The sequence below is a fragment of the Peptoniphilus vaginalis genome (genome assembly GCF_900176605.1).
Lineage (GTDB): Bacteria > Bacillota > Clostridia > Tissierellales > Peptoniphilaceae > Peptoniphilus_A > Peptoniphilus_A vaginalis.
Window position 1 is genome coordinate 551,883 of sequence record NZ_FXLP01000005.1, and the last position, 16,900, is coordinate 568,782.

The window sequence follows — 16,900 nt, forward strand, 5'->3', positions numbered from 1 at the left end:
ACCATTGCTATAACAAGTAAAATCGCAATAATTCTAACCATCGTTTTTCTATCCACTTACAACACCTTATTTACCAGTAACTTCTAGACATTTATCCTTTAATGATTCAGGCATGTCTTCCTTTAAATAATCAACGTTAATAAAAATTTCTTTGTTTTCAGCATCAGGAATTTTAGCAATCTTGTTGTATAGGTGTTCTAGGTCCTCAACGTTAAGTTTAAGAACTTTATAAATTCCATCAACATAAATCTTGTGTAGGTCATAATCCATTGCAAGAAGTCCACAGATAAAACCGTAGAAACTATCAATTGAGTTTAATCTGTATTCAGTAGCATTAATAAGTCTTACATTATAATCAAGACTAAAAATGTGATCGTCATCAACTTCTACAAAAGCAATATTTCCATCGCCTTGCTTCATATCTTCATTAGCATTGTCGATTAACCATCTTGTTTTTCCAGAGCCTTTGCTTCCTAAAATATACTTTATCATAGTAATTCTCCTTTCACTAGATCACCTTGGGTGTATCCGTTTTCTTGCATCTCATTAATAATGTCGTCTCTAATTTTCCACCAGGAAGTATTCCAATTGCAGAAGAGAGAATCTTCATAAGGTGCTCTTCCAATTATTCTTTCAACTATTATATCATCTTTAAGATTTCTTAAAAAGAGTATAACTTTTTTCTTGTAGTCCTCTAAAGAAATAGGTTCTACCTCTCCCCTTTCATACATTCTTCCAAGGGCAGTGCCTTTTAAGATGTAAAGGGCGTGGAGCTTTACTTCATCAACACCAAGGACATTTAATATCTTTGCCCCTTCAACAATGTCTAAGTCGTCATCCCAAGGTAAGCCAATAATCATGTGAGTGCAAATATTTAAATTCCTATTTTTTAACTTAATAGCTGCATCAATAAACTCTGCAAGTCCGTGTCCCCTATTTAATTTCTTCAAGCTGTGATAATTTGAAGTTTGAAGACCAATTTCAAGAGTTACGAAGTATTTCTTATTTAATTCTTCTAAGTAGTCTAGGTGTCTCTTGGGAAGATAATCAGGTCTAGTTGATATACTGACCCCAACAACATCTTCAATAAGAGACTCCTCTATTACCCTTTTAAAATCTTCAAAGGGCATGTAGGTGTTTGTAAAATTTTGAAAATAGGCTATAAATTTTTTGGCCTTGTATTTCTTTTTTATGTGATCCATATTTTTTAAAAGTTGCTCTCTTACACTTCCTTCACTGTTTTCGAAAGAGCCACCTTCTTCACCACAAAAAATACATCCACCTCTTCCACAAGTTCCATCCCTGTTGGGACAAGTTAAGTCAAGTTTGACTGGAAGCTTATAAACTTTCTCGCCAAACTTATCTCTTAAAAAGTCCGAGTATTTTCTATAAGCCATATAGAAAATTATTCTTCGTCTTCGTCGTCAAAAATTTCTTCGAAAGTCTTTGAAACTTTTTCAAATTCTTCTTCAGTTTCAATAGTATCAAGTTCAACTTCTTCTTCGTTGATTTCTTTGTACTTGTAAATAAATACATCTTCGCCATCTTCTTCATTTTCAGGAAGTAGGGCAATGTATTCTTGATCTTCACATTCAAAAATTCCAAGAACTATACATACCATTTCACTTTCATCTTCTAGTGTAAGGGTGATAGTTTGGTAGCCATCTTCATGATCATGGTCGTGTCCACAACCACAGTCGCATCCACAATCTTCGTCGTGTTGGTGTAGGTTTTTTTCTTCGTTATTCATATTTCCTCCAAATTTATTTTAATTTTTCTAATATCTTTATTAAGAAGTCAAATACTCTTTCAGTTGATGAAATAGAAAGGTGCTCGCCAGGTGCGTGCACTCCCTTCATATTTGGACCAATAGAAAGCATATCTATATCTCCAATTGTTTCAACAAAAATGCCGCATTCTAGACCTGCGTGAATTGCTTCAAGCTTAAATTCTTTTCCACTTACTTCCTTGTAAGCTTCCTTTGCCACTTCTCTAAGAGGTGACACTTCTTTATATTCCCAAGCAGGATATTTTGTAATAATTTCTACTTCTGCTCCAAGATTTTTTGCAGCAATTTTGTTTACACTGCCAATGTATTCCTTAGCAGATGATACAGAAGATCTTATATTTGAAATAATGTGAATTTCATCTTCATGATTTTCAATTACTCCAACATTTACAGAAGTTTCTACTAAGCCTTCGATGTTCTTGCTCATTGCAATAACACCATTAGGTAGTAGGTTAATAAGATCAACTATCCTATTCTTTAAATCATCTTTAAAAGCCTTGTCACAAGTTTCTTTTGATTTTTCAAAGTTAAGTCTTACATCAGGATCAACTTTTCCAAGTTCAGTTACAAATTCAGAATTTAATTCCACAATAACATCTTGAATTTTTTTTATGTCTTCATCTTTTACTGCCACAAGAGCTCTTGCATATCTTGGGATTGCATTTGGTTTTGCTCCACCTTCGATTTCAATTAAATCTCCGTCAACCTTTTGGAATAGTGTATAAAGACTTCTTCCTAAAATTTTAACTGCGTTGCCAAGACCAACTTGGATTTCTTGACCTGAGTGGCCACCCTTTAGTCCATTAACAATAACTTCATAAAAAGTCTTGTCCTTATCTATATCTTTAAATTCTTTTTTAAGTTTTAATAGGTCCCTTTCTGCACCTGCACAAGAGATGCATCCAACTCCTTCAGTTTCGGAGTCAATGTTTAAAAGTCTCTTAGATGTTACCATTCCCTTTTCAAGATTTCCTGCACCTGTCATTCCACTTTCTTCGTTAACAGTGAAGAGGGCTTCAATCTTAGGATGTTTGTATTCTTCTGACTCTAATAGAGCAAGTGTCATTGCGACAGCAATACCATTGTCGGCACCTAGTGTTGTTTCACGTGCAATAATTAAGTCTCCATCAATTTCATACTTTATTGAGTCTTTAGAAAAATCAATTGTACATTCTGGAGTCTTTTCACAAACCATATCCATGTGGCCTTGCAAGATAATGCTATCCACATCTTCATAGCCCTTTGTGGCTTCTTTAACTATTACAACGTTTCCAATTGTATCAGTCCTATATTCCAAATTGTGGTCTTTTGCAAAAGAAATCAAATAATCTCTTATCTTTTCTTCTTCATAGGAACATCTTGGAATTTTTGTCAATTTATCAAAATAATAAAACGTTCTGTTCTCTAATAAGGTATCTTTAGTTTTCATTTAAACCTCCTAGGTCTATTATACATAAGAAGCATTAAGAATTACAGATTAAAAAGTATAATTGTCTTTAAATATTTTAAGCATTCTGCCCCTTGATTTGCTTTCAGATTCATTTATTTCACAAAGTACGTTTCTAAACTTATTGAGAGATTTATCCATTAAAAACTCAAGAGTGGGTGTCTTATTAAACTCTTCTAAAACAAGAGATAAAACTTCTTTTTCAAATTCTTGAGACTTTTCTCGTGGGAGTTCTTTGTCTTCGTAAAGTTTTTTTAGCTCACAAGTATATTCATATCTAACGAAAATAATAAACTCAGTTAATATATCACTATATGATTCTTGCAACAATCTCTGTAAAATCTTGAAGAAAATATTCCAATCGAGATCATTGTTTAATACCTTGCTAAAAACTTCTATTAGTCCCTTGGAAAAATTGTCATAATATCTTGGCTTGTTCTTAAATACAATGTACTCTTCGAAATCCATTTCATTTCCAGAGACAGAGTTCACCTTATTAATTAAATTTATAAAATTTTCTCCATAACTTAGGTCCTTATTCCTCGATGACTTCATAAAGAGAAAATCAACAACTATGTCTGTTATAATTTTTATATTTAAGTATAGTCCCAACTCTTCGTGAATTTTTGTAGTGAAAACATCGTGAAGAATCTTCGACAAAAGTTTCTTTAGCTGGTACTCAGCAGAAATAGTTACGGAAGCGTCTTGCTTCTTTACATGATCGTAAAGTATCATAAGCTGCTTATCAATCATCTTTAAGTTGTCATTAATGGAATTCATGATTTCCCTAAAGAAACCTTCAGTCACAATGTAGTTATAGTTTTTATAAAGTAGTTTGTGGTCAATTTCGCCCCAAAATACATTTACAAAGGACTTTATCTGAAGCTCAAAACAATAGATATAAGACCCAGTATCATATTCACCGTCAAGTTTAAACATCTTGAAACCATTTGCAAGAGTTTGAGGTTGTGGGTCATCTAGCTTAAGCCTAACCTTTCTATTTTTATTAGACCTATAATAACCCCTGTCTGATTTTATAGTAAAGTCCTTGATAATCTTTTTGTAGAGGTCTTCCTCATCCTTGATGAAACGACACTCAATTCTAATACCAACTAAATCTTGAATGTACTTAAATCCACTAACAGGATCGGGAAACCTCATGAAAAAATTTCTTCTAATGAGTTTTTCTCGTAAGGATTCCTGAGTTTTCATTCTTGTGGTGATATTTGTAAGCCTATCATCATCTAAAAATAAATCTGTAAAATACTTTTTAAGCTCTTTATTAACTCCTGCAAGTTCAATTTTATGGTAGTCAAAAAGATCCATTACATCATCAATGTAATTAAAAAGCTCAAGTTTCATAGTTCACCTAGATATTCATCTTCACTTCGTATTTATCTTTTAATTCTGTAATCTTTTTGTTGTAAATTTCTTGTTCCTTTTGTCTTCTAACTTGTTCCACAATCTTATCTTTTACTTCGTCAAAAGAAAGTTCCCTTGCAGGATTCTTTTTATTGATTTTTATAATGTGGTAACCAAATTGAGTCTTAACTGGTTCAGTGATAGTTCCAACTTCGTTTTCAAAAACTGCATCTTCAAATTCTTTTACCATTTGTCCCCTAGTAAAAGTTCCAAGGTCTCCACCCTTTTCCTTTGATGGGCAAGTTGAAAATTCCTTTGCAAGTTCTTCAAAGTCTCCGCCATTTTTAATTTTTTCATATATTTCTCTTGCCTTGTCTTCTTCTTCAACTAAGATGTGAGAAGCATCAGCAGATTCTGCTTGCTTAAAGGCATCTTTATTGTCTTCATAGAATCTTTTAATATCTTCATCTTTAACTTCAGCAGTGGCAAGAAGCTTTCCAAGGGCGTAGGTCTTTAACATACTTTCCTTTGTCTTTTCAACAACTTGTATGAACTCATCTTCCTTGTCCATACCCTTTTCCATTGCATCTTCATATAAAAGAGTTTGGTAAACTAATTCATTTACTACGTCTTTATTTAATTCTTCTCTGCCAAAATATTGTTTTAATTGTGGGTTAAGTGAATCAATGAATAAGTTGTAGTCAACTCCTGTTATTTTCTTGCCATTTACTTCTGCTAAAACTTTATCTTTATCCATTATTACCTCCGTAATTTTATTTCTTATTTAGTATCTTTTCTATAAGTAATGTTAACATTAGAAAATTATTTTTTCAACTTATTGGGGTCGCAGATACGCCACAAATCCTTGCATAAATTTGACTCTCGTCCTTGCTCTTGAAGAAGAAATAAAACTTGTCTTCCTCCTTATAAAAATCAATTACAATCTCATAGCCAAACTTCAATTCATTAACATAGTTTACGCTTATGTCTTTAAACTTCACACGAGAGTACTCTTCAGTTAGAGCTTCATAAATAAGTTCAAGATAGACGGCGTTATTGACGTGGTTATTAAAGTCAAGGTCACGTCTTAAAATTTTATAAGAAATCCTATTTGCTCTCTCCACTTCACTTGGCTCATTGACTCTATCTATACTTTTAAAAATTCTTCTGCCATTATCTCCATAAATTTTTGCAACTTCTTCAGGAATTTTTATAGGCTTTCTCTTCTCAATATCAACTAACAAAAGTACAGCCGAAGCTTCGAGAATTTTTTCACCTTGACAATAAACTTCAAACTCACGAAAGGCATTTATATTTTTAAATCCGCTCGCCCAAGTTTTTAATTTTTATTTCTTCATGACTTCTTGGGTAGCTCTTAATTTTTATATTCCACTTATAAATCATCCAAGTGTAACCCATGTCTAATAACTTTTCATTACTAAGGCCAAGATTAATTGATTGATAGTTTGAAGTCTCTATTAAATAACTCACAAGCTGATTGAGCTTTAACTCTCCATCACTTGATAAAAAATTCATAGCTTCGTAATCTTTACAAAAAATTTTCATAAGAACCTCCAAATTTATTTTAACATAATTTTACTAATTCATAGGTACAAGAGGCCTCGCAACCTTATTAAGTTTACTTTAAATATTCCTTATGGTAAAATTTACAGAAAGAGATAAAAATTTATTAAGCGCCTGAGCCCTAGTGGCTGACGAGGTATGAGGTTATCGAAAATCGGCGGATGCCTCAAAGGTTTCACAGCCTAAACATTTTACAAAAAATAAAAGTAATTTTATAACAAAATAAATGTAGTGAGTCTCTAATAAAATTGGAGGTAGAAATATGTGCGGTATAGTTGGATATATCGGAAAAAATAATGCAACGAAATTAGTACTAGAAGGTCTAAAAAAATTAGAATACAGAGGCTATGACTCTGCAGGACTTTCCTTTATAAAAGATGATAAGTTAGTAACATTTAAGAAGAAGGGGCGTATTAAGGTTCTTGAAGAATCCTTTGATCTTGATAAGTACCCATCTAATGTATGTATTGGTCACACAAGATGGGCAACTCATGGCGAGCCAAATGAAATTAATGCTCACCCCCACTTAAGTTCAGACAAAAAAGTTTCTGTTGTTCACAACGGAATCGTAGAAAACTACTTAGAGCTTAGAAATATGTTAGTAGATAAGGGACACACTTTCTTTTCACAAACAGATACAGAAGTTATCCCTAACTTAATTTCAGAAGTATATGATGGCGACATCTTAAACGCTGTTTTTAAATCAACTGACATCTTAAAGGGAGCCTACAGTCTGGGAATCATTGATGAAAATGAACCTAATAGGCTTATAGCTGTCAGAAATTCTTCTCCCCTTCTCTTTGCTATTTGTGAAGATGGTTACTTCATAGCAAGTGATATTACATCTGTAATTGAACACACGAATAAGATTGTTTATCTTGAAGATGGCGATGTTGTTGATATGAGAGAAGATTCTTACACAATCTATGACAAGGACCACAATAAAGTTGAAAGAGAAATTTCTGAAGTTGAAATTTCTGCATCAGATGCATCAAAAGAAGGCTACGACCACTTCCTTATTAAGGAAATTTTCGAACAGCCAGACATCTTAAAAGAAGTTATCTCAATTAAACACAAGGACTACAAGATAAATCTTCCAGCAGAAGGAAGTCTTTCTCTTGAAGAACTTAAAAATATAAATAAGATTTATATAACTGCTTGTGGAACTGCCTTCCACGCAGGCGAAGCTGGCAAGTATGCAATGGAAAATCTTGCAGGTATTCCAGTAATTTCAGAAATTGCATCTGAATTTAGATACAAGAATATGTTCCTAGATGACAAGTCTCTTGTAATTTTTGTTTCTCAGTCTGGTGAAACTGCTGACACCCTAGCAGCTCTTAGAGAAGCAAAAGCGATTGGAGCAAAGACTCTTGCTATTACAAATGTTTTGGGTTCATCTATTGCAAGAGAAGCTGACAAGGTTGTCTATTGCTATGCAGGACCAGAAATTTCTGTTGCATCTACTAAGGCTTACACAACACAAGTTATTTCACTTTACTTCTTGGCTATGGATATTGCCCTTAAGTTAAATAAAATTTCTCAAGATGAAGTTAAAAATATAATTGAAAATATGGAAAAACTTCCATCACAAATTGAAGAAATCTTAAAGCACAAGGAAGACTTTAAAAAAATTGCAGACTCAATCAAAAATTCAAAGTCAATTTTCTACACTGGTAGATCTCTTGATTATGTAACAGCAAAAGAAGGAGCCCTAAAGTTAAAGGAAATTTCCTACATTCACACAGAAGCCTTCCCTTCTGGAGAACTTAAACACGGCTCAATTGCCCTTATAGAAGAAGGCACACCTGTTATCTCAGTTGCACTTTATAGCAAAATTCTTGATAAGACTGTTTCAAATAACCAAGAGCTTATTGCCAGAGGAGCAAAAGTTATTTCCATTGCAGAAGAAGGAAACGAATTTGTTAAGGATTCTTCAGATGAAATAATAGAGATTCCAAAGACTATTGATCTCTTGACACCACTTCTTGCAGTAATACCTGAACAATTAATTGCTTATTACACTTCAGTATTACTTGGCAATGACGTAGACAAACCTAGAAACTTAGCAAAATCAGTAACTGTTGAATAATCAAAAGGCTGCCTGTGGGCAGCTTTTTTAGATTAAATTTATTTGGGTATAAAAAACAAAATGGAGTTGAATTTTATGGCTTATTATATATACCTAATCTTGGCCCTTGTGGCAATATATTTTTCCTATTTATTTACCCTAATCGAGAATGCCTACTTGGCTCTTGGTTCGGTAAAGTTATCTAAGCTTGAAGACTTAGAAGTAAAAAATATTTCTGTGATAAAAAAACTTGTGAAGAAAGAAAATATTTATTCAACAACTTTGATCTTGGATTATTTTTCTAATTCTCTTTCAATTATTTTTACTTCACTTTTCTTCTACTTGTCCTTTTACATCCCTGGACTTATTATAGGAATAATAATTTCAACCATAGTAATAATAATTTTTGGCGAAAGCTTGCCAAGAAACTTAGGCAAGAATAACTGCGAAAAAATTGTGCCAAAGTATGCAAAATTTTTAAATTTTTTAATTACAATTTTGAGACCTTTTTCTATTTTTATAAACCTATTGTCCCAATCTATAATAAAAATTGTTATTAAGGACAAGGACTACAAGGCTCCAATAATAACAGAAGAAGACCTTATTGATGCCATGGACCTTGGTATGGAAGAAGGAATCATAAATAAAAATGAGTCAAGGATGATCCAAAATGTAATTGACTTTAAGGATAACTACGCCAAGGACATTATGACACCAAGGACTGACATAGTAGCCATAGACATTGAAGAAAGTTTTGATGAAGTTATAGAAAAAATTTCAGAATATTCTTATTCAAGAATGCCAGTCTATGAAGACAACCTCGACAATATTATTGGTATATTAAATGTGAAAGACATCTTCCACATGAATAGGACCAAGTCCCTTGCAGATAACAAAAAGTTTTTCAAGAAAGCCTTCTTTACTTATGAGTACAAACCAACAGGAACCCTCTTCTCTGAAATGAGGCAAAAAAAATTATCTGTTGCTATTGTTACAGATGAATATGGTGGAACTGAAGGTATGATTACCTTTGAAGACATCTTTGAGAAAATCGTAGGACAAATATCTGATGAGTACGACACAGAAGAGGACGAAGACATCCTACAAGTGGGTCCAAACAAATATATTATTGAAGCCTCAATTAACATTGACGAGATAAATCAAATCTTTGGAACAGAACTTGAGTGCCAAGAGTTTGACTCTCTTGGTGGTTATATAATCGAAAATATTGACAGGTTCCCTAAACTCAACGAAGTCATAAAAATTGGCGACATTAAATTTACAATTGTTAAAAAGACAAAAAACAGGATTGAAAAAATTCTTGTGGACTTCCCACCAGATATAAAGAAATAAAAATTTGTAAAATCATAACCACCGGCTAAGCCGGTGGTTTGTTTTGCCCCTATAAGGGGCTGTTACCGGCAGCATTCCATGCTTTGAACTTTCTTTCTCGTGCACCAATTTTCACATCTGGTGCTAAAGCACCTTATTTTTTGCTTTTGTTTACTTGCTCACCCGTAAACGGGTCTACAAATTCTTTAATGCTTATTTGATCTGCCATGTAATCTTCTTTTAATTGATTTTTTATATATTATTGTATCTTTTTCGCATTCTTTCCTGCTGTGTCTACATAATATCCTCTACACCAAAAGTGTCTATTCCCATATTTGTATTTTAAATTCGCATGCCTATCAAATATTATTAGACTACTTTTACCTTTTAAATATCCCATTGTTTGAGATATGCTGTATTTTGGTGGGATTTCCAACAGCATATGAATGTGGTCTGGACAACATTCCGCTTCTATTATATTTATTCCTTTTCTATCACATAAATCCCTTAATATTTTTCCTATATCTTGTTTTAATCTTCCATATATTACTTGCCTTCTGTATTTTGGAGCAAATACTACATGATACTTACAATTCCAGGATGTATGTGATAAACTATTTTTATCCATTTTAGGATACCTCCCTTTTCTATTTATGCTACTGCCAGTAACATTAATAGTTTATCACGGGAGGTTTTTTGCTTGAAGCTAAAGCTTATTTTCCTACCACCAGCATAGCTGGTGGTTTATTCATGCTAAAGCGTACAAAAAAAGAGATTCGCAATTGAATCTCTTTTTTTGCCTATAAAATTTTATTCATAAAAATTTTATTACATACCACTTACAAGCTTTCCAAAGAAAGATAAGAATAATGGATTGTAAATATCGTCAATAATTACTGCGAAGGAAGGATAAAGAATCCACGCAATATTATTGTAACCATAAGCGTCCATTACAGCCTTTGTATTTGCAACAGCATTTGGTCCTGAACCACAGCCCCAGCCACAGTTTCCTGCTGCCATTACTGCTGCTCCATAATTCTTTCCAAACATTCTGTAAGAAATAAGTAAAGCGAATAATGCCATTAAAACTGCTTGTGATGCCAAAACAATACCCATTTGGCCTAAGTGACTTAATAGCTTTGTAATGTCAATTGTCATCAAAACAAGTGCTAGATAAAGTTCTAGGAACATATGCTCAATAGCACTAACTTCAGATACATAAGTATCTCTTCCAAATTTTTCAATAACATTTCTTGCAATTGCACCTGCAAATAGGCAGCCAATAAATTTAGGCATTTCAATTCCAGGAATATTATCAAGAAGGAAGTAAATTGGCATACCAAGTGCGGAAATAAGAAGAACCATAGCAAAAGCTACAATCATCCTGCTGTCTACTAATGGATGTACTTCGTTATTAATTGCAGATTCTGGCTTATCATTTGGATCAGCCTTTAGGTTGTGCTTGTGAATTAAATATGCAGCAACTGGTCCCCCAATTAGTGAACCCATAATGTTACCCATTGTACCAGCAGCAACACCAATTTCAGTTACACCATCAGGTGCTCCCCAATCTGCAAAAATTGGTCCAAAGGCAGATGCTGTTCCAACTCCACCAGACATAGCTGCTGATGAACATTGAAGAGCAAATAGAGGGTGCATACCAATTGCTTTAGCAACTACTACTCCCAAGATATCTTGCAATGTTATAAGTAAGCAAGCTGCGAAGGCAATATTAAATATAAGTTTTCCCCCAGCCTTCTTAAATAATGAAGCAGAAAATCCATATCCTACTGTTAAGAAGAATATATTTTGTGCTAAATCCTTTGTAATCTTAGCATCAAAGCTAAGTGCTATGAATCCTGATAGTTTAATTATTGCTATAATTATTGAAAAAATTAGCCCTGATACAACTGGAGCAGGAATAGCGTACTTCTTCAAGGCTTTTGAGTGGCTTACACACCATCTACCAGCAAAAATTACTAAAGCTGCGATACCAAGAGTACATAAGTATTCAAATTGGAAGGATGCAACTTCACCGTTTTTGCCAGGAGTATAAGTCCCAAAATAACCAAGAACGTTTTCTAGTGTCATAATAAAACCTCCTATAAATTTTTGTACAAAAAATTACTAAAAAATATTTTGTACAGTTTGTTATTATAGCACTTTTTTTAAAAAAGTCTTTTATAAATTTTTCTTATTTTTAAATATTTTACTATTTATTAAAAAAGTAAGAGATTCGATTACGAATCTCTTTTACTTTACCTATTAATTATTGAACTTCAACAACCTGAATCTTAGAATTCTTCCAGCTTGCTCTATCTCCTAATCTCTCAACAATATCAATTAGGATTTCATCTTCTTCTTGCTCTTCATCTAGTGGCAAGACTCTTGTGCCTAAGTCGTGAGGAATCATTTCAACAACGGGTCCCAAATCTCTGTGAACAATAACCCTGTTATTTAAATTCTTTAGCTCTTCACTGTCCTCTACCTTAATGTACTTTCCATCTTTTCTAGTGTAGAAAAAAATATCTTTTCCATATTTTTCCCTATAATAAATTATGTAAGTCTCACAAGAAAATTGAAAACTTCCAAGTGGACTAATGTCAAAAATTACTTTTTTCATTATCTCACCTGGAAGTATTATATCATAGATTATTTAATTTTATAATTTAAATAAATTTTTTGTAAACTTTTCATTAAATATGACGTACTATAGAAGAAATAACTTCTTCCCTATTCATTTCCTTCTTTGGATTAAAGTTTTTCTTTTCATCCAAAGTCAAATACTTTGCATTAAGTGCCTTGTTAACAGATTCTCTTGCATAATTTGCAATCTTCTTCCTATCCTTCATACTTACGTTTTTGCTGTTATTTAGTTCAAAAATATTTGCAATAACAACTGCATAGTCTTCCCTAGTCATGTGAGCCTTTGGAGAAAAAGTTTCATCGCCCTTTCCACTCATTATGCCAAGGTCATAAGCCATGTTAGCATATTGATTGTCTGTGTCCTTGAAGTGCTTCACAGTTCCTTGAGAAGATCTCTCATACTTTATCTTGTAGGCCTTAACTGCAATTTCTGCAAACTCTTCCCTAGTAATTTTTGCTCTTGTATCAGTTGCTACTTCTTTAGAAAAAAGTTTTAAACCTTCTGCCTTTAATAAATCTTGATAAGCCCAGTTGCTATAATTTCTAAAAACAGGAGCCTTACCTAAGTGAAGTTCGTTGGAAAATCCTAAGGACTTTTCATTATTGGCAAACCTAAGTCTAAAGGCATAGCCACTTGATGGTCCAACAAGAGAATCCAATTCCTCTTGGCTTATAGAAATAAATTTCTTGTTATCCTTGGAGATAATATTTTTCTTAAACACTCCCTTGGATTCATTTCCCTCGCTCTTAACTTCAATTTCTATTAGGTCCTTATCTTTAGCATTTTTAATTTCAAAATTATAAATATCACTTTCTTTAATTGCACTTACATTCAAAGGCATTGCCACTTCTTTAGACGCAAAAACACTAAAGGGTGCTGCAATTAAAATTATCATCAATATGAGTATTCTTTTCATTCTTTCACCTCGAAGAATTATAATATCAGAAAGTATTGTAAAAGTCTTGTTTATCAAGACTTTGTAATCAATTTGTAATCTTTATACTAATAGATGAAAGTGAATTTATATAAAATTAAGTGGGATTTTAAATTAAATTCCCAAGGACTTCATCAAATTCTTTTTATCTTCTAGAGACTTCTCTTCCTCCCTAACCCTTTCTTTCATTTCTCTTGCAACTTCTTCTTTCACATCTTCTGGAAGACTTTTATCTGCAAAGGGATAAACTGTTTTGTTTTCCTTTTCTGCATGATTTCTAAGTAGCTCAACATAAGCCATAGCATTTGTTATTATGTGTAACTTTGCAAGATCATCTGAATTTTCTTCAAACAAATTTAAATTATTTTCAAGCTCCATTACATAGCCCCTTGCCATTTGATGTTCAACAAGCATGCCACCACGTACAACTTTTTCTGCAAGAGGTCCAAGATTATCAAGCATTGCCTTAAATAAAATGTCCTCTTCCTTCTTGTGGTGAAGACCGTCGGCATATAATCTTATAAAACTTATAGCTTTTCTAAAAAATTCTTTATCAACATTTCCGTGAAGAATTTCCAAACACTTATCTTCAATTTTATTACAAAAAGCAAGAATTTCTTCGTGCTCATCTTCCAAATATTCAATCGTAAATTTTAAAGTATCCATTTATTCACTTCCTAATTACATAAGTTTCATTTATCTTTTCATACTTTAATCCAGAATTTGCTAAACTTCCACCTATAAAAGCATCTCTTAGGTCCCAATAAAGATCTGGATTAACATAAGCTTCCCAAATATCTCTATGAAGGTCTCTTACAACCTCAAAAACAAATTCATCTTCATCATTTTTTACAATCATAAGAGAGTGATCGCAGGGCATCCCATCTAAAAATTTTGAAGTAATGAAGTTGAAGGCTTCATCAGGAGTATCTCCAGCCTCATAAAATTTTCCAAAGTCGTAGAATTTGTTTTTTAAATCTTCTATGTCAAAGTCCTTTAACAAAACTCCCACTGTCTTAGCAAGTCGGTTTTCACTTCTTCTCACTCTTTCATCAAGCCATCCGTGAATATTACCTTCGTCAATAATATCCTTTAAGTCACCCTTCTCTATGGGAAATTCCTTATCAAGGTCCTTGCTTAAACTAATTTTTTCATCTTCATCAGCTAAGTCAAGCAAACTTGTTAACAATTCTTCTTGAAATAAAATCTTTCCGTACATTAAATGGTGAATGTATCCTAAAAATAAACTCATAGTATCCCTCTTTTCTATTTCAATTTTACCATTATTTGCAAAAAAATAATGTGACTTTTATCACATTTATTTTAATTCTAATTTGATTTTTTTACTAAAGTAGTAAACTGTAAATAAGAAAACTTTAGAAACTAAAGGAGGAGCTTATGAGTCCACAAACAATCAAATTTTTAACATTCTTACAACCCAACTACATAACAAGTATTGTAGAAATAATTTTTCTTGTTTTGATATTGAATAAGCTAAAAGAAATCAGTAATAAGAGGTGATCTTATGGAAAAATATACAGAAACAATAAGAATAGGAATTCATTTGATCCTAAACTTAGGACTTGAATTTATAAAACTTTACTTACTTGGAAGGATCTTTGGTTTACTAAAAAAATTTGATAACTAATAAAAAGGAGAGGTTGCGAAACCTCTCTAATTTTTTGCATATAAAATTTTTAAAATTCAAAAGGCAAATAAAAAAAGCGAGACCAAAGTCTCACTTTATTATTCTGCTTCTGTAACAATTTCTTTGCCTGCATAGTGTCCACAAGAAGGACAAACTCTATGAGGTAATTTCATTTCATGGCAGTTAGGACATTCAACTACTGTTGCTTTATTTAATCTGTAAGAAGATGCTCTTCTCTTGTTCTTTCTTTGTTTTGAAGTTTTTCTCTTAGGTACGGCCATTTCTACACCTCCTCATCTTTAAATAAATCTAATAACTTCCCAAATCTTGGGTCCACAACTTCTTCTTCAATTTCTTCTTCCACACAATCACAAGGGCCATCATTCAAGTTCTTGCCACAATGTGGACACAATCCCTTGCAATCTTGGCTACACAAATTCTTTCCATTAATGGAAGTAAGTATTTGTGAAAAAATAATTTCCGAAAGATCTATGGAATCATTTTTAACTTTAAAGTATTCGTCTACAGAATCTTCATCATATAGACTTGTGTCTTTAAAATTGTAAGCAATGTAACTTGTCTCCTTTTCATTTACAAATTCTTTGAGACATCGGTCACAGTTAGCCTTAAATTTGTAGGAAATATTGAGACAAAGTTCTAACTCCCCTGTCAAATCATGAATATATCCATTGTACTCTACGGGATAGATGAGATTGAGATCCTCTAAATTCAAATCCGTGTCATTTTCCTCTAGAATACCCTCAAAGTCTAATCTGACTTCATCAGAAGACAAAAAAGTACTAAGATCTAATTTCATTTACTCACCTCAAAAATACATACAAATCATTATAACTTTTAAAATTTAGTCTGTCAATACTATATTGAAAATTAAACTTAAACAAGTTCCTTTGTATCTCTTGCAATCATAAGCTCTTCGTTAGTTGGGATAACAAAAACTTTGATTGAAGAATCGTCAGAAGAAATAAGTTTGTCTTCTCCTCTTACATTGTTTCTTTCAGGGTCAAGTTTGATGCCTAGAGATTTTAATCCAGCACAAATTGATTCTCTCATTTCAATAGAGTTTTCACCAACGCCAGCTGTAAATACAATTGCATCAACATGGTCAAGTTCAGTCATGTAAGAACCAACGTAACCACAAACTCTCTTTTCAAAGATATCAAGTGCAAGTTTTGCTCTCTTGTTTCCTTGGTCTCTAGCTTCTTCAATATCCCTAAAGTCACTTGATACTCCAGAAATTCCTAGTACACCTGATTTTTTATTAATTAGAGTTTTGATTTCTTCAGTAGAAAGATTTTCTTTTTCCATAATGAATGGAAGAATAGCTGGGTCTAAGTCACCAGATCTTGTACCCATTGCAAGTCCTTCAAGTGGTGTGAAGCCCATTGATGTATCAATAGATTTACCCTTTTCAACTGCACAGATACTTGAACCATTGCCAAGGTGACAAGTGATTAGGTTAACTTCATTTACATCCTTACCAAGTAATTCTGCTGCCCTGTTAGTGATGTATCTGTGAGAAGTTCCGTGGAAACCAAATCTTCTAATTTTATATTTTTCGTAATATTCGTATGGAAGTGCATAGATGTAGCTTGCTTCTGGCATAGTTTGGTGGAAAGCTGTATCAAAAACTGCAACTTGCTTAACATTAGGAAGAAGTCTTTGACAAGCCTTGATTCCCATAATGTTTGGTGGGTTGTGAAGAGGAGCTATTTCAACATTATCTTCAATTCCCTTTAGGACTTTTTCGTCAATCACAACTGATTGAGCGAAGTCTTCGCCACCGTGTACTACTCTGTGACCTACAGCATCAATTTCATCAAGTGATTTGATTGCACCGTATTCTTCATTTGTTAGGGATTCCATTACAAGTTCAAGAGCCCTCTTGTGGTCTTGCATTGGAGTTTCAATAGTTTTCTTTTCCTTACCAATTGTTTCGTGTTTAATTCTTGAACCTTCAATTCCGATTCTTTCAACTAAACCCTTTGCCATCACATCTTCAGTTTCCATGTTAATAAGTTGATATTTAAGGGAAGATGATCCGCAATTAATAACTAATATCTTCATATTT

20 protein-coding genes and 1 pseudogene are annotated in these 16,900 nt (G+C 32.9%); 4 read left to right on the forward strand and 17 right to left on the reverse strand.

What is annotated here, in order from left to right; translation table 11 throughout:
• Window positions 1-66: 66 nt before the first annotated feature.
• From CAN42_RS07475 to CAN42_RS09115, 8 genes are all read right to left on the reverse strand, one after another.
• The gene (locus CAN42_RS07475) at window positions 67-492 is read right to left on the reverse strand and encodes a hypothetical protein (RefSeq protein ID WP_085876167.1); all 426 of its coding nucleotides are present in this window, start codon (window positions 490-492) and stop codon (window positions 67-69) included.
• On the reverse strand, window positions 489-1,397 hold the full coding sequence (mnmL, locus tag CAN42_RS07480) for a tRNA modification radical SAM protein MnmL/YtqA (protein WP_085876168.1): 909 nt from the start codon (window positions 1,395-1,397) through the stop codon (window positions 489-491). Before mnmL ends, CAN42_RS07475 begins: the two co-directional genes overlap by 4 nt.
• 8 nt (window positions 1,398-1,405) lie before the next feature.
• On the reverse strand, window positions 1,406-1,750 hold the full coding sequence (locus CAN42_RS07485) for a DUF1292 domain-containing protein (RefSeq protein ID WP_062571794.1): 345 nt from the start codon (window positions 1,748-1,750) through the stop codon (window positions 1,406-1,408).
• A gap of 13 nt (window positions 1,751-1,763) precedes the next feature.
• On the reverse strand, window positions 1,764-3,218 hold the full coding sequence (locus CAN42_RS07490; RefSeq protein WP_085876169.1) for an aminoacyl-histidine dipeptidase: 1,455 nt from the start codon (window positions 3,216-3,218) through the stop codon (window positions 1,764-1,766).
• A gap of 48 nt (window positions 3,219-3,266) precedes the next feature.
• Window positions 3,267-4,598: a GTP pyrophosphokinase gene (locus CAN42_RS07495; RefSeq protein ID WP_085876170.1), complete on the reverse strand. Its 1,332-nt coding sequence runs from the start codon at window positions 4,596-4,598 to the stop codon at window positions 3,267-3,269.
• A gap of 7 nt (window positions 4,599-4,605) precedes the next feature.
• Window positions 4,606-5,355, reverse strand: coding sequence for a peptidylprolyl isomerase (locus tag CAN42_RS07500; RefSeq protein WP_085876171.1), 750 nt, complete (start codon window positions 5,353-5,355; stop codon window positions 4,606-4,608).
• A 73-nt stretch (window positions 5,356-5,428) separates the two neighbouring features.
• Window positions 5,429-5,911: an acyl-ACP thioesterase domain-containing protein gene (locus CAN42_RS07505; RefSeq protein ID WP_245149865.1), complete on the reverse strand. Its 483-nt coding sequence runs from the start codon at window positions 5,909-5,911 to the stop codon at window positions 5,429-5,431.
• A 4-nt stretch (window positions 5,912-5,915) separates the two neighbouring features.
• Window positions 5,916-6,164, reverse strand: a complete 249-nt coding sequence (locus tag CAN42_RS09115) for an acyl-ACP thioesterase domain-containing protein (protein ID WP_245149860.1) — start codon at window positions 6,162-6,164, stop codon at window positions 5,916-5,918.
• Window positions 6,165-6,444: 280 nt separating this feature from the next.
• Here CAN42_RS09115 and glmS point away from each other — a divergent pair, with 280 nt between their 5' ends.
• Both glmS and CAN42_RS07515 read left to right on the forward strand, forming a co-directional pair.
• Window positions 6,445-8,271, forward strand: a complete 1,827-nt coding sequence (gene glmS, locus CAN42_RS07510) for a glutamine--fructose-6-phosphate transaminase (isomerizing) (protein WP_085876172.1) — start codon at window positions 6,445-6,447, stop codon at window positions 8,269-8,271.
• Between the two features lie 75 nt (window positions 8,272-8,346).
• Window positions 8,347-9,603, forward strand: coding sequence for a hemolysin family protein (locus CAN42_RS07515; RefSeq protein ID WP_085876173.1), 1,257 nt, complete (start codon window positions 8,347-8,349; stop codon window positions 9,601-9,603).
• Window positions 9,604-9,736: 133 nt separating this feature from the next.
• On the opposite strand, the pseudogene tnpA reads toward CAN42_RS07515, so the two are convergent.
• The 6 genes and pseudogenes from tnpA to CAN42_RS07545 all read right to left on the reverse strand — a co-directional run bounded on the left by tnpA (window position 9,737) and on the right by CAN42_RS07545 (window position 14,415).
• Window positions 9,737-10,210, reverse strand: a pseudogene (gene tnpA, locus CAN42_RS07520) (IS200/IS605 family transposase).
• Between the two features lie 200 nt (window positions 10,211-10,410).
• Entirely contained in the window at window positions 10,411-11,673 is a 1,263-nt protein-coding gene (locus CAN42_RS07525; protein WP_085876174.1) for a sodium/glutamate symporter, read from the reverse strand.
• Between the two features lie 178 nt (window positions 11,674-11,851).
• Entirely contained in the window at window positions 11,852-12,205 is a 354-nt protein-coding gene (locus CAN42_RS07530) for a hypothetical protein (RefSeq protein ID WP_085876175.1), read from the reverse strand.
• 73 nt (window positions 12,206-12,278) lie between these two features.
• Window positions 12,279-13,145, reverse strand: a complete 867-nt coding sequence (locus CAN42_RS07535) for an S-layer homology domain-containing protein (RefSeq protein ID WP_085876176.1) — start codon at window positions 13,143-13,145, stop codon at window positions 12,279-12,281.
• Window positions 13,146-13,277: 132 nt separating this feature from the next.
• The gene (locus tag CAN42_RS07540) at window positions 13,278-13,829 is read right to left on the reverse strand and encodes a hemerythrin domain-containing protein (protein WP_085876177.1); all 552 of its coding nucleotides are present in this window, start codon (window positions 13,827-13,829) and stop codon (window positions 13,278-13,280) included.
• A 4-nt stretch (window positions 13,830-13,833) separates the two neighbouring features.
• Window positions 13,834-14,415 carry a hypothetical protein gene (locus tag CAN42_RS07545; protein WP_085876178.1) on the reverse strand — a complete coding sequence of 194 codons (582 nt, stop codon included), beginning with the start codon at window positions 14,413-14,415 and terminating at the stop codon, window positions 13,834-13,836.
• Between the two features lie 146 nt (window positions 14,416-14,561).
• Here CAN42_RS07545 and CAN42_RS09165 point away from each other — a divergent pair, with 146 nt between their 5' ends.
• Window positions 14,562-14,684 (forward strand): hypothetical protein, encoded by a 123-nt coding sequence (locus CAN42_RS09165; protein WP_277218151.1) that lies wholly within the window; start codon window positions 14,562-14,564, stop codon window positions 14,682-14,684.
• Between the two features lie 4 nt (window positions 14,685-14,688).
• Window positions 14,689-14,811: a hypothetical protein gene (locus tag CAN42_RS09170; protein ID WP_277250818.1), complete on the forward strand. Its 123-nt coding sequence runs from the start codon at window positions 14,689-14,691 to the stop codon at window positions 14,809-14,811.
• Window positions 14,812-14,909: 98 nt separating this feature from the next.
• Here CAN42_RS09170 and rpmF read toward each other — a convergent pair whose 3' ends face one another.
• The 3 genes from rpmF to CAN42_RS07560 form a co-directional block, all read right to left on the reverse strand.
• Window positions 14,910-15,092: a 50S ribosomal protein L32 gene (rpmF, locus tag CAN42_RS07550; protein WP_005957570.1), complete on the reverse strand. Its 183-nt coding sequence runs from the start codon at window positions 15,090-15,092 to the stop codon at window positions 14,910-14,912.
• A gap of 2 nt (window positions 15,093-15,094) precedes the next feature.
• Window positions 15,095-15,628 carry a YceD family protein gene (locus CAN42_RS07555; RefSeq protein WP_085876179.1) on the reverse strand — a complete coding sequence of 178 codons (534 nt, stop codon included), beginning with the start codon at window positions 15,626-15,628 and terminating at the stop codon, window positions 15,095-15,097.
• Window positions 15,629-15,705: 77 nt separating this feature from the next.
• Window positions 15,706-16,896 carry an acetate kinase gene (locus CAN42_RS07560; RefSeq protein WP_085876180.1) on the reverse strand — a complete coding sequence of 397 codons (1,191 nt, stop codon included), beginning with the start codon at window positions 16,894-16,896 and terminating at the stop codon, window positions 15,706-15,708.
• Window positions 16,897-16,900 lie beyond the last annotated feature (4 nt).

What these genes read in the sequence shown, in the direction of transcription:
- CAN42_RS07475 (WP_085876167.1), bottom strand. Translation starts at nt 492, where the DNA reads ATGATAAAGTATATTTTAGGAAGCAAAGGCTCTGGAAAAACAAGATGG.
- mnmL (WP_085876168.1), bottom strand. Translation starts at nt 1,397, where the DNA reads ATGGCTTATAGAAAATACTCGGACTTTTTAAGAGATAAGTTTGGCGAG.
- CAN42_RS07485 (WP_062571794.1), bottom strand. Translation starts at nt 1,750, where the DNA reads ATGAATAACGAAGAAAAAAACCTACACCAACACGACGAAGATTGTGGA.
- CAN42_RS07490 (WP_085876169.1), bottom strand. Translation starts at nt 3,218, where the DNA reads ATGAAAACTAAAGATACCTTATTAGAGAACAGAACGTTTTATTATTTT.
- CAN42_RS07495 (WP_085876170.1), bottom strand. Translation starts at nt 4,598, where the DNA reads ATGAAACTTGAGCTTTTTAATTACATTGATGATGTAATGGATCTTTTT.
- CAN42_RS07500 (WP_085876171.1), bottom strand. Translation starts at nt 5,355, where the DNA reads ATGGATAAAGATAAAGTTTTAGCAGAAGTAAATGGCAAGAAAATAACA.
- CAN42_RS09115 (WP_245149860.1), bottom strand. Translation starts at nt 6,164, where the DNA reads ATGAAAATTTTTTGTAAAGATTACGAAGCTATGAATTTTTTATCAAGT.
- glmS (WP_085876172.1), top strand. Translation starts at nt 6,445, where the DNA reads ATGTGCGGTATAGTTGGATATATCGGAAAAAATAATGCAACGAAATTA.
- CAN42_RS07515 (WP_085876173.1), top strand. Translation starts at nt 8,347, where the DNA reads ATGGCTTATTATATATACCTAATCTTGGCCCTTGTGGCAATATATTTT.
- CAN42_RS07525 (WP_085876174.1), bottom strand. Translation starts at nt 11,673, where the DNA reads ATGACACTAGAAAACGTTCTTGGTTATTTTGGGACTTATACTCCTGGC.
- CAN42_RS07530 (WP_085876175.1), bottom strand. Translation starts at nt 12,205, where the DNA reads ATGAAAAAAGTAATTTTTGACATTAGTCCACTTGGAAGTTTTCAATTT.
- CAN42_RS07535 (WP_085876176.1), bottom strand. Translation starts at nt 13,145, where the DNA reads ATGAAAAGAATACTCATATTGATGATAATTTTAATTGCAGCACCCTTT.
- CAN42_RS07540 (WP_085876177.1), bottom strand. Translation starts at nt 13,829, where the DNA reads ATGGATACTTTAAAATTTACGATTGAATATTTGGAAGATGAGCACGAA.
- CAN42_RS07545 (WP_085876178.1), bottom strand. Translation starts at nt 14,415, where the DNA reads ATGAGTTTATTTTTAGGATACATTCACCATTTAATGTACGGAAAGATT.
- CAN42_RS09165 (WP_277218151.1), top strand. Translation starts at nt 14,562, where the DNA reads ATGAGTCCACAAACAATCAAATTTTTAACATTCTTACAACCCAACTAC.
- CAN42_RS09170 (WP_277250818.1), top strand. Translation starts at nt 14,689, where the DNA reads ATGGAAAAATATACAGAAACAATAAGAATAGGAATTCATTTGATCCTA.
- rpmF (WP_005957570.1), bottom strand. Translation starts at nt 15,092, where the DNA reads ATGGCCGTACCTAAGAGAAAAACTTCAAAACAAAGAAAGAACAAGAGA.
- CAN42_RS07555 (WP_085876179.1), bottom strand. Translation starts at nt 15,628, where the DNA reads ATGAAATTAGATCTTAGTACTTTTTTGTCTTCTGATGAAGTCAGATTA.
- CAN42_RS07560 (WP_085876180.1), bottom strand. Translation starts at nt 16,896, where the DNA reads ATGAAGATATTAGTTATTAATTGCGGATCATCTTCCCTTAAATATCAA.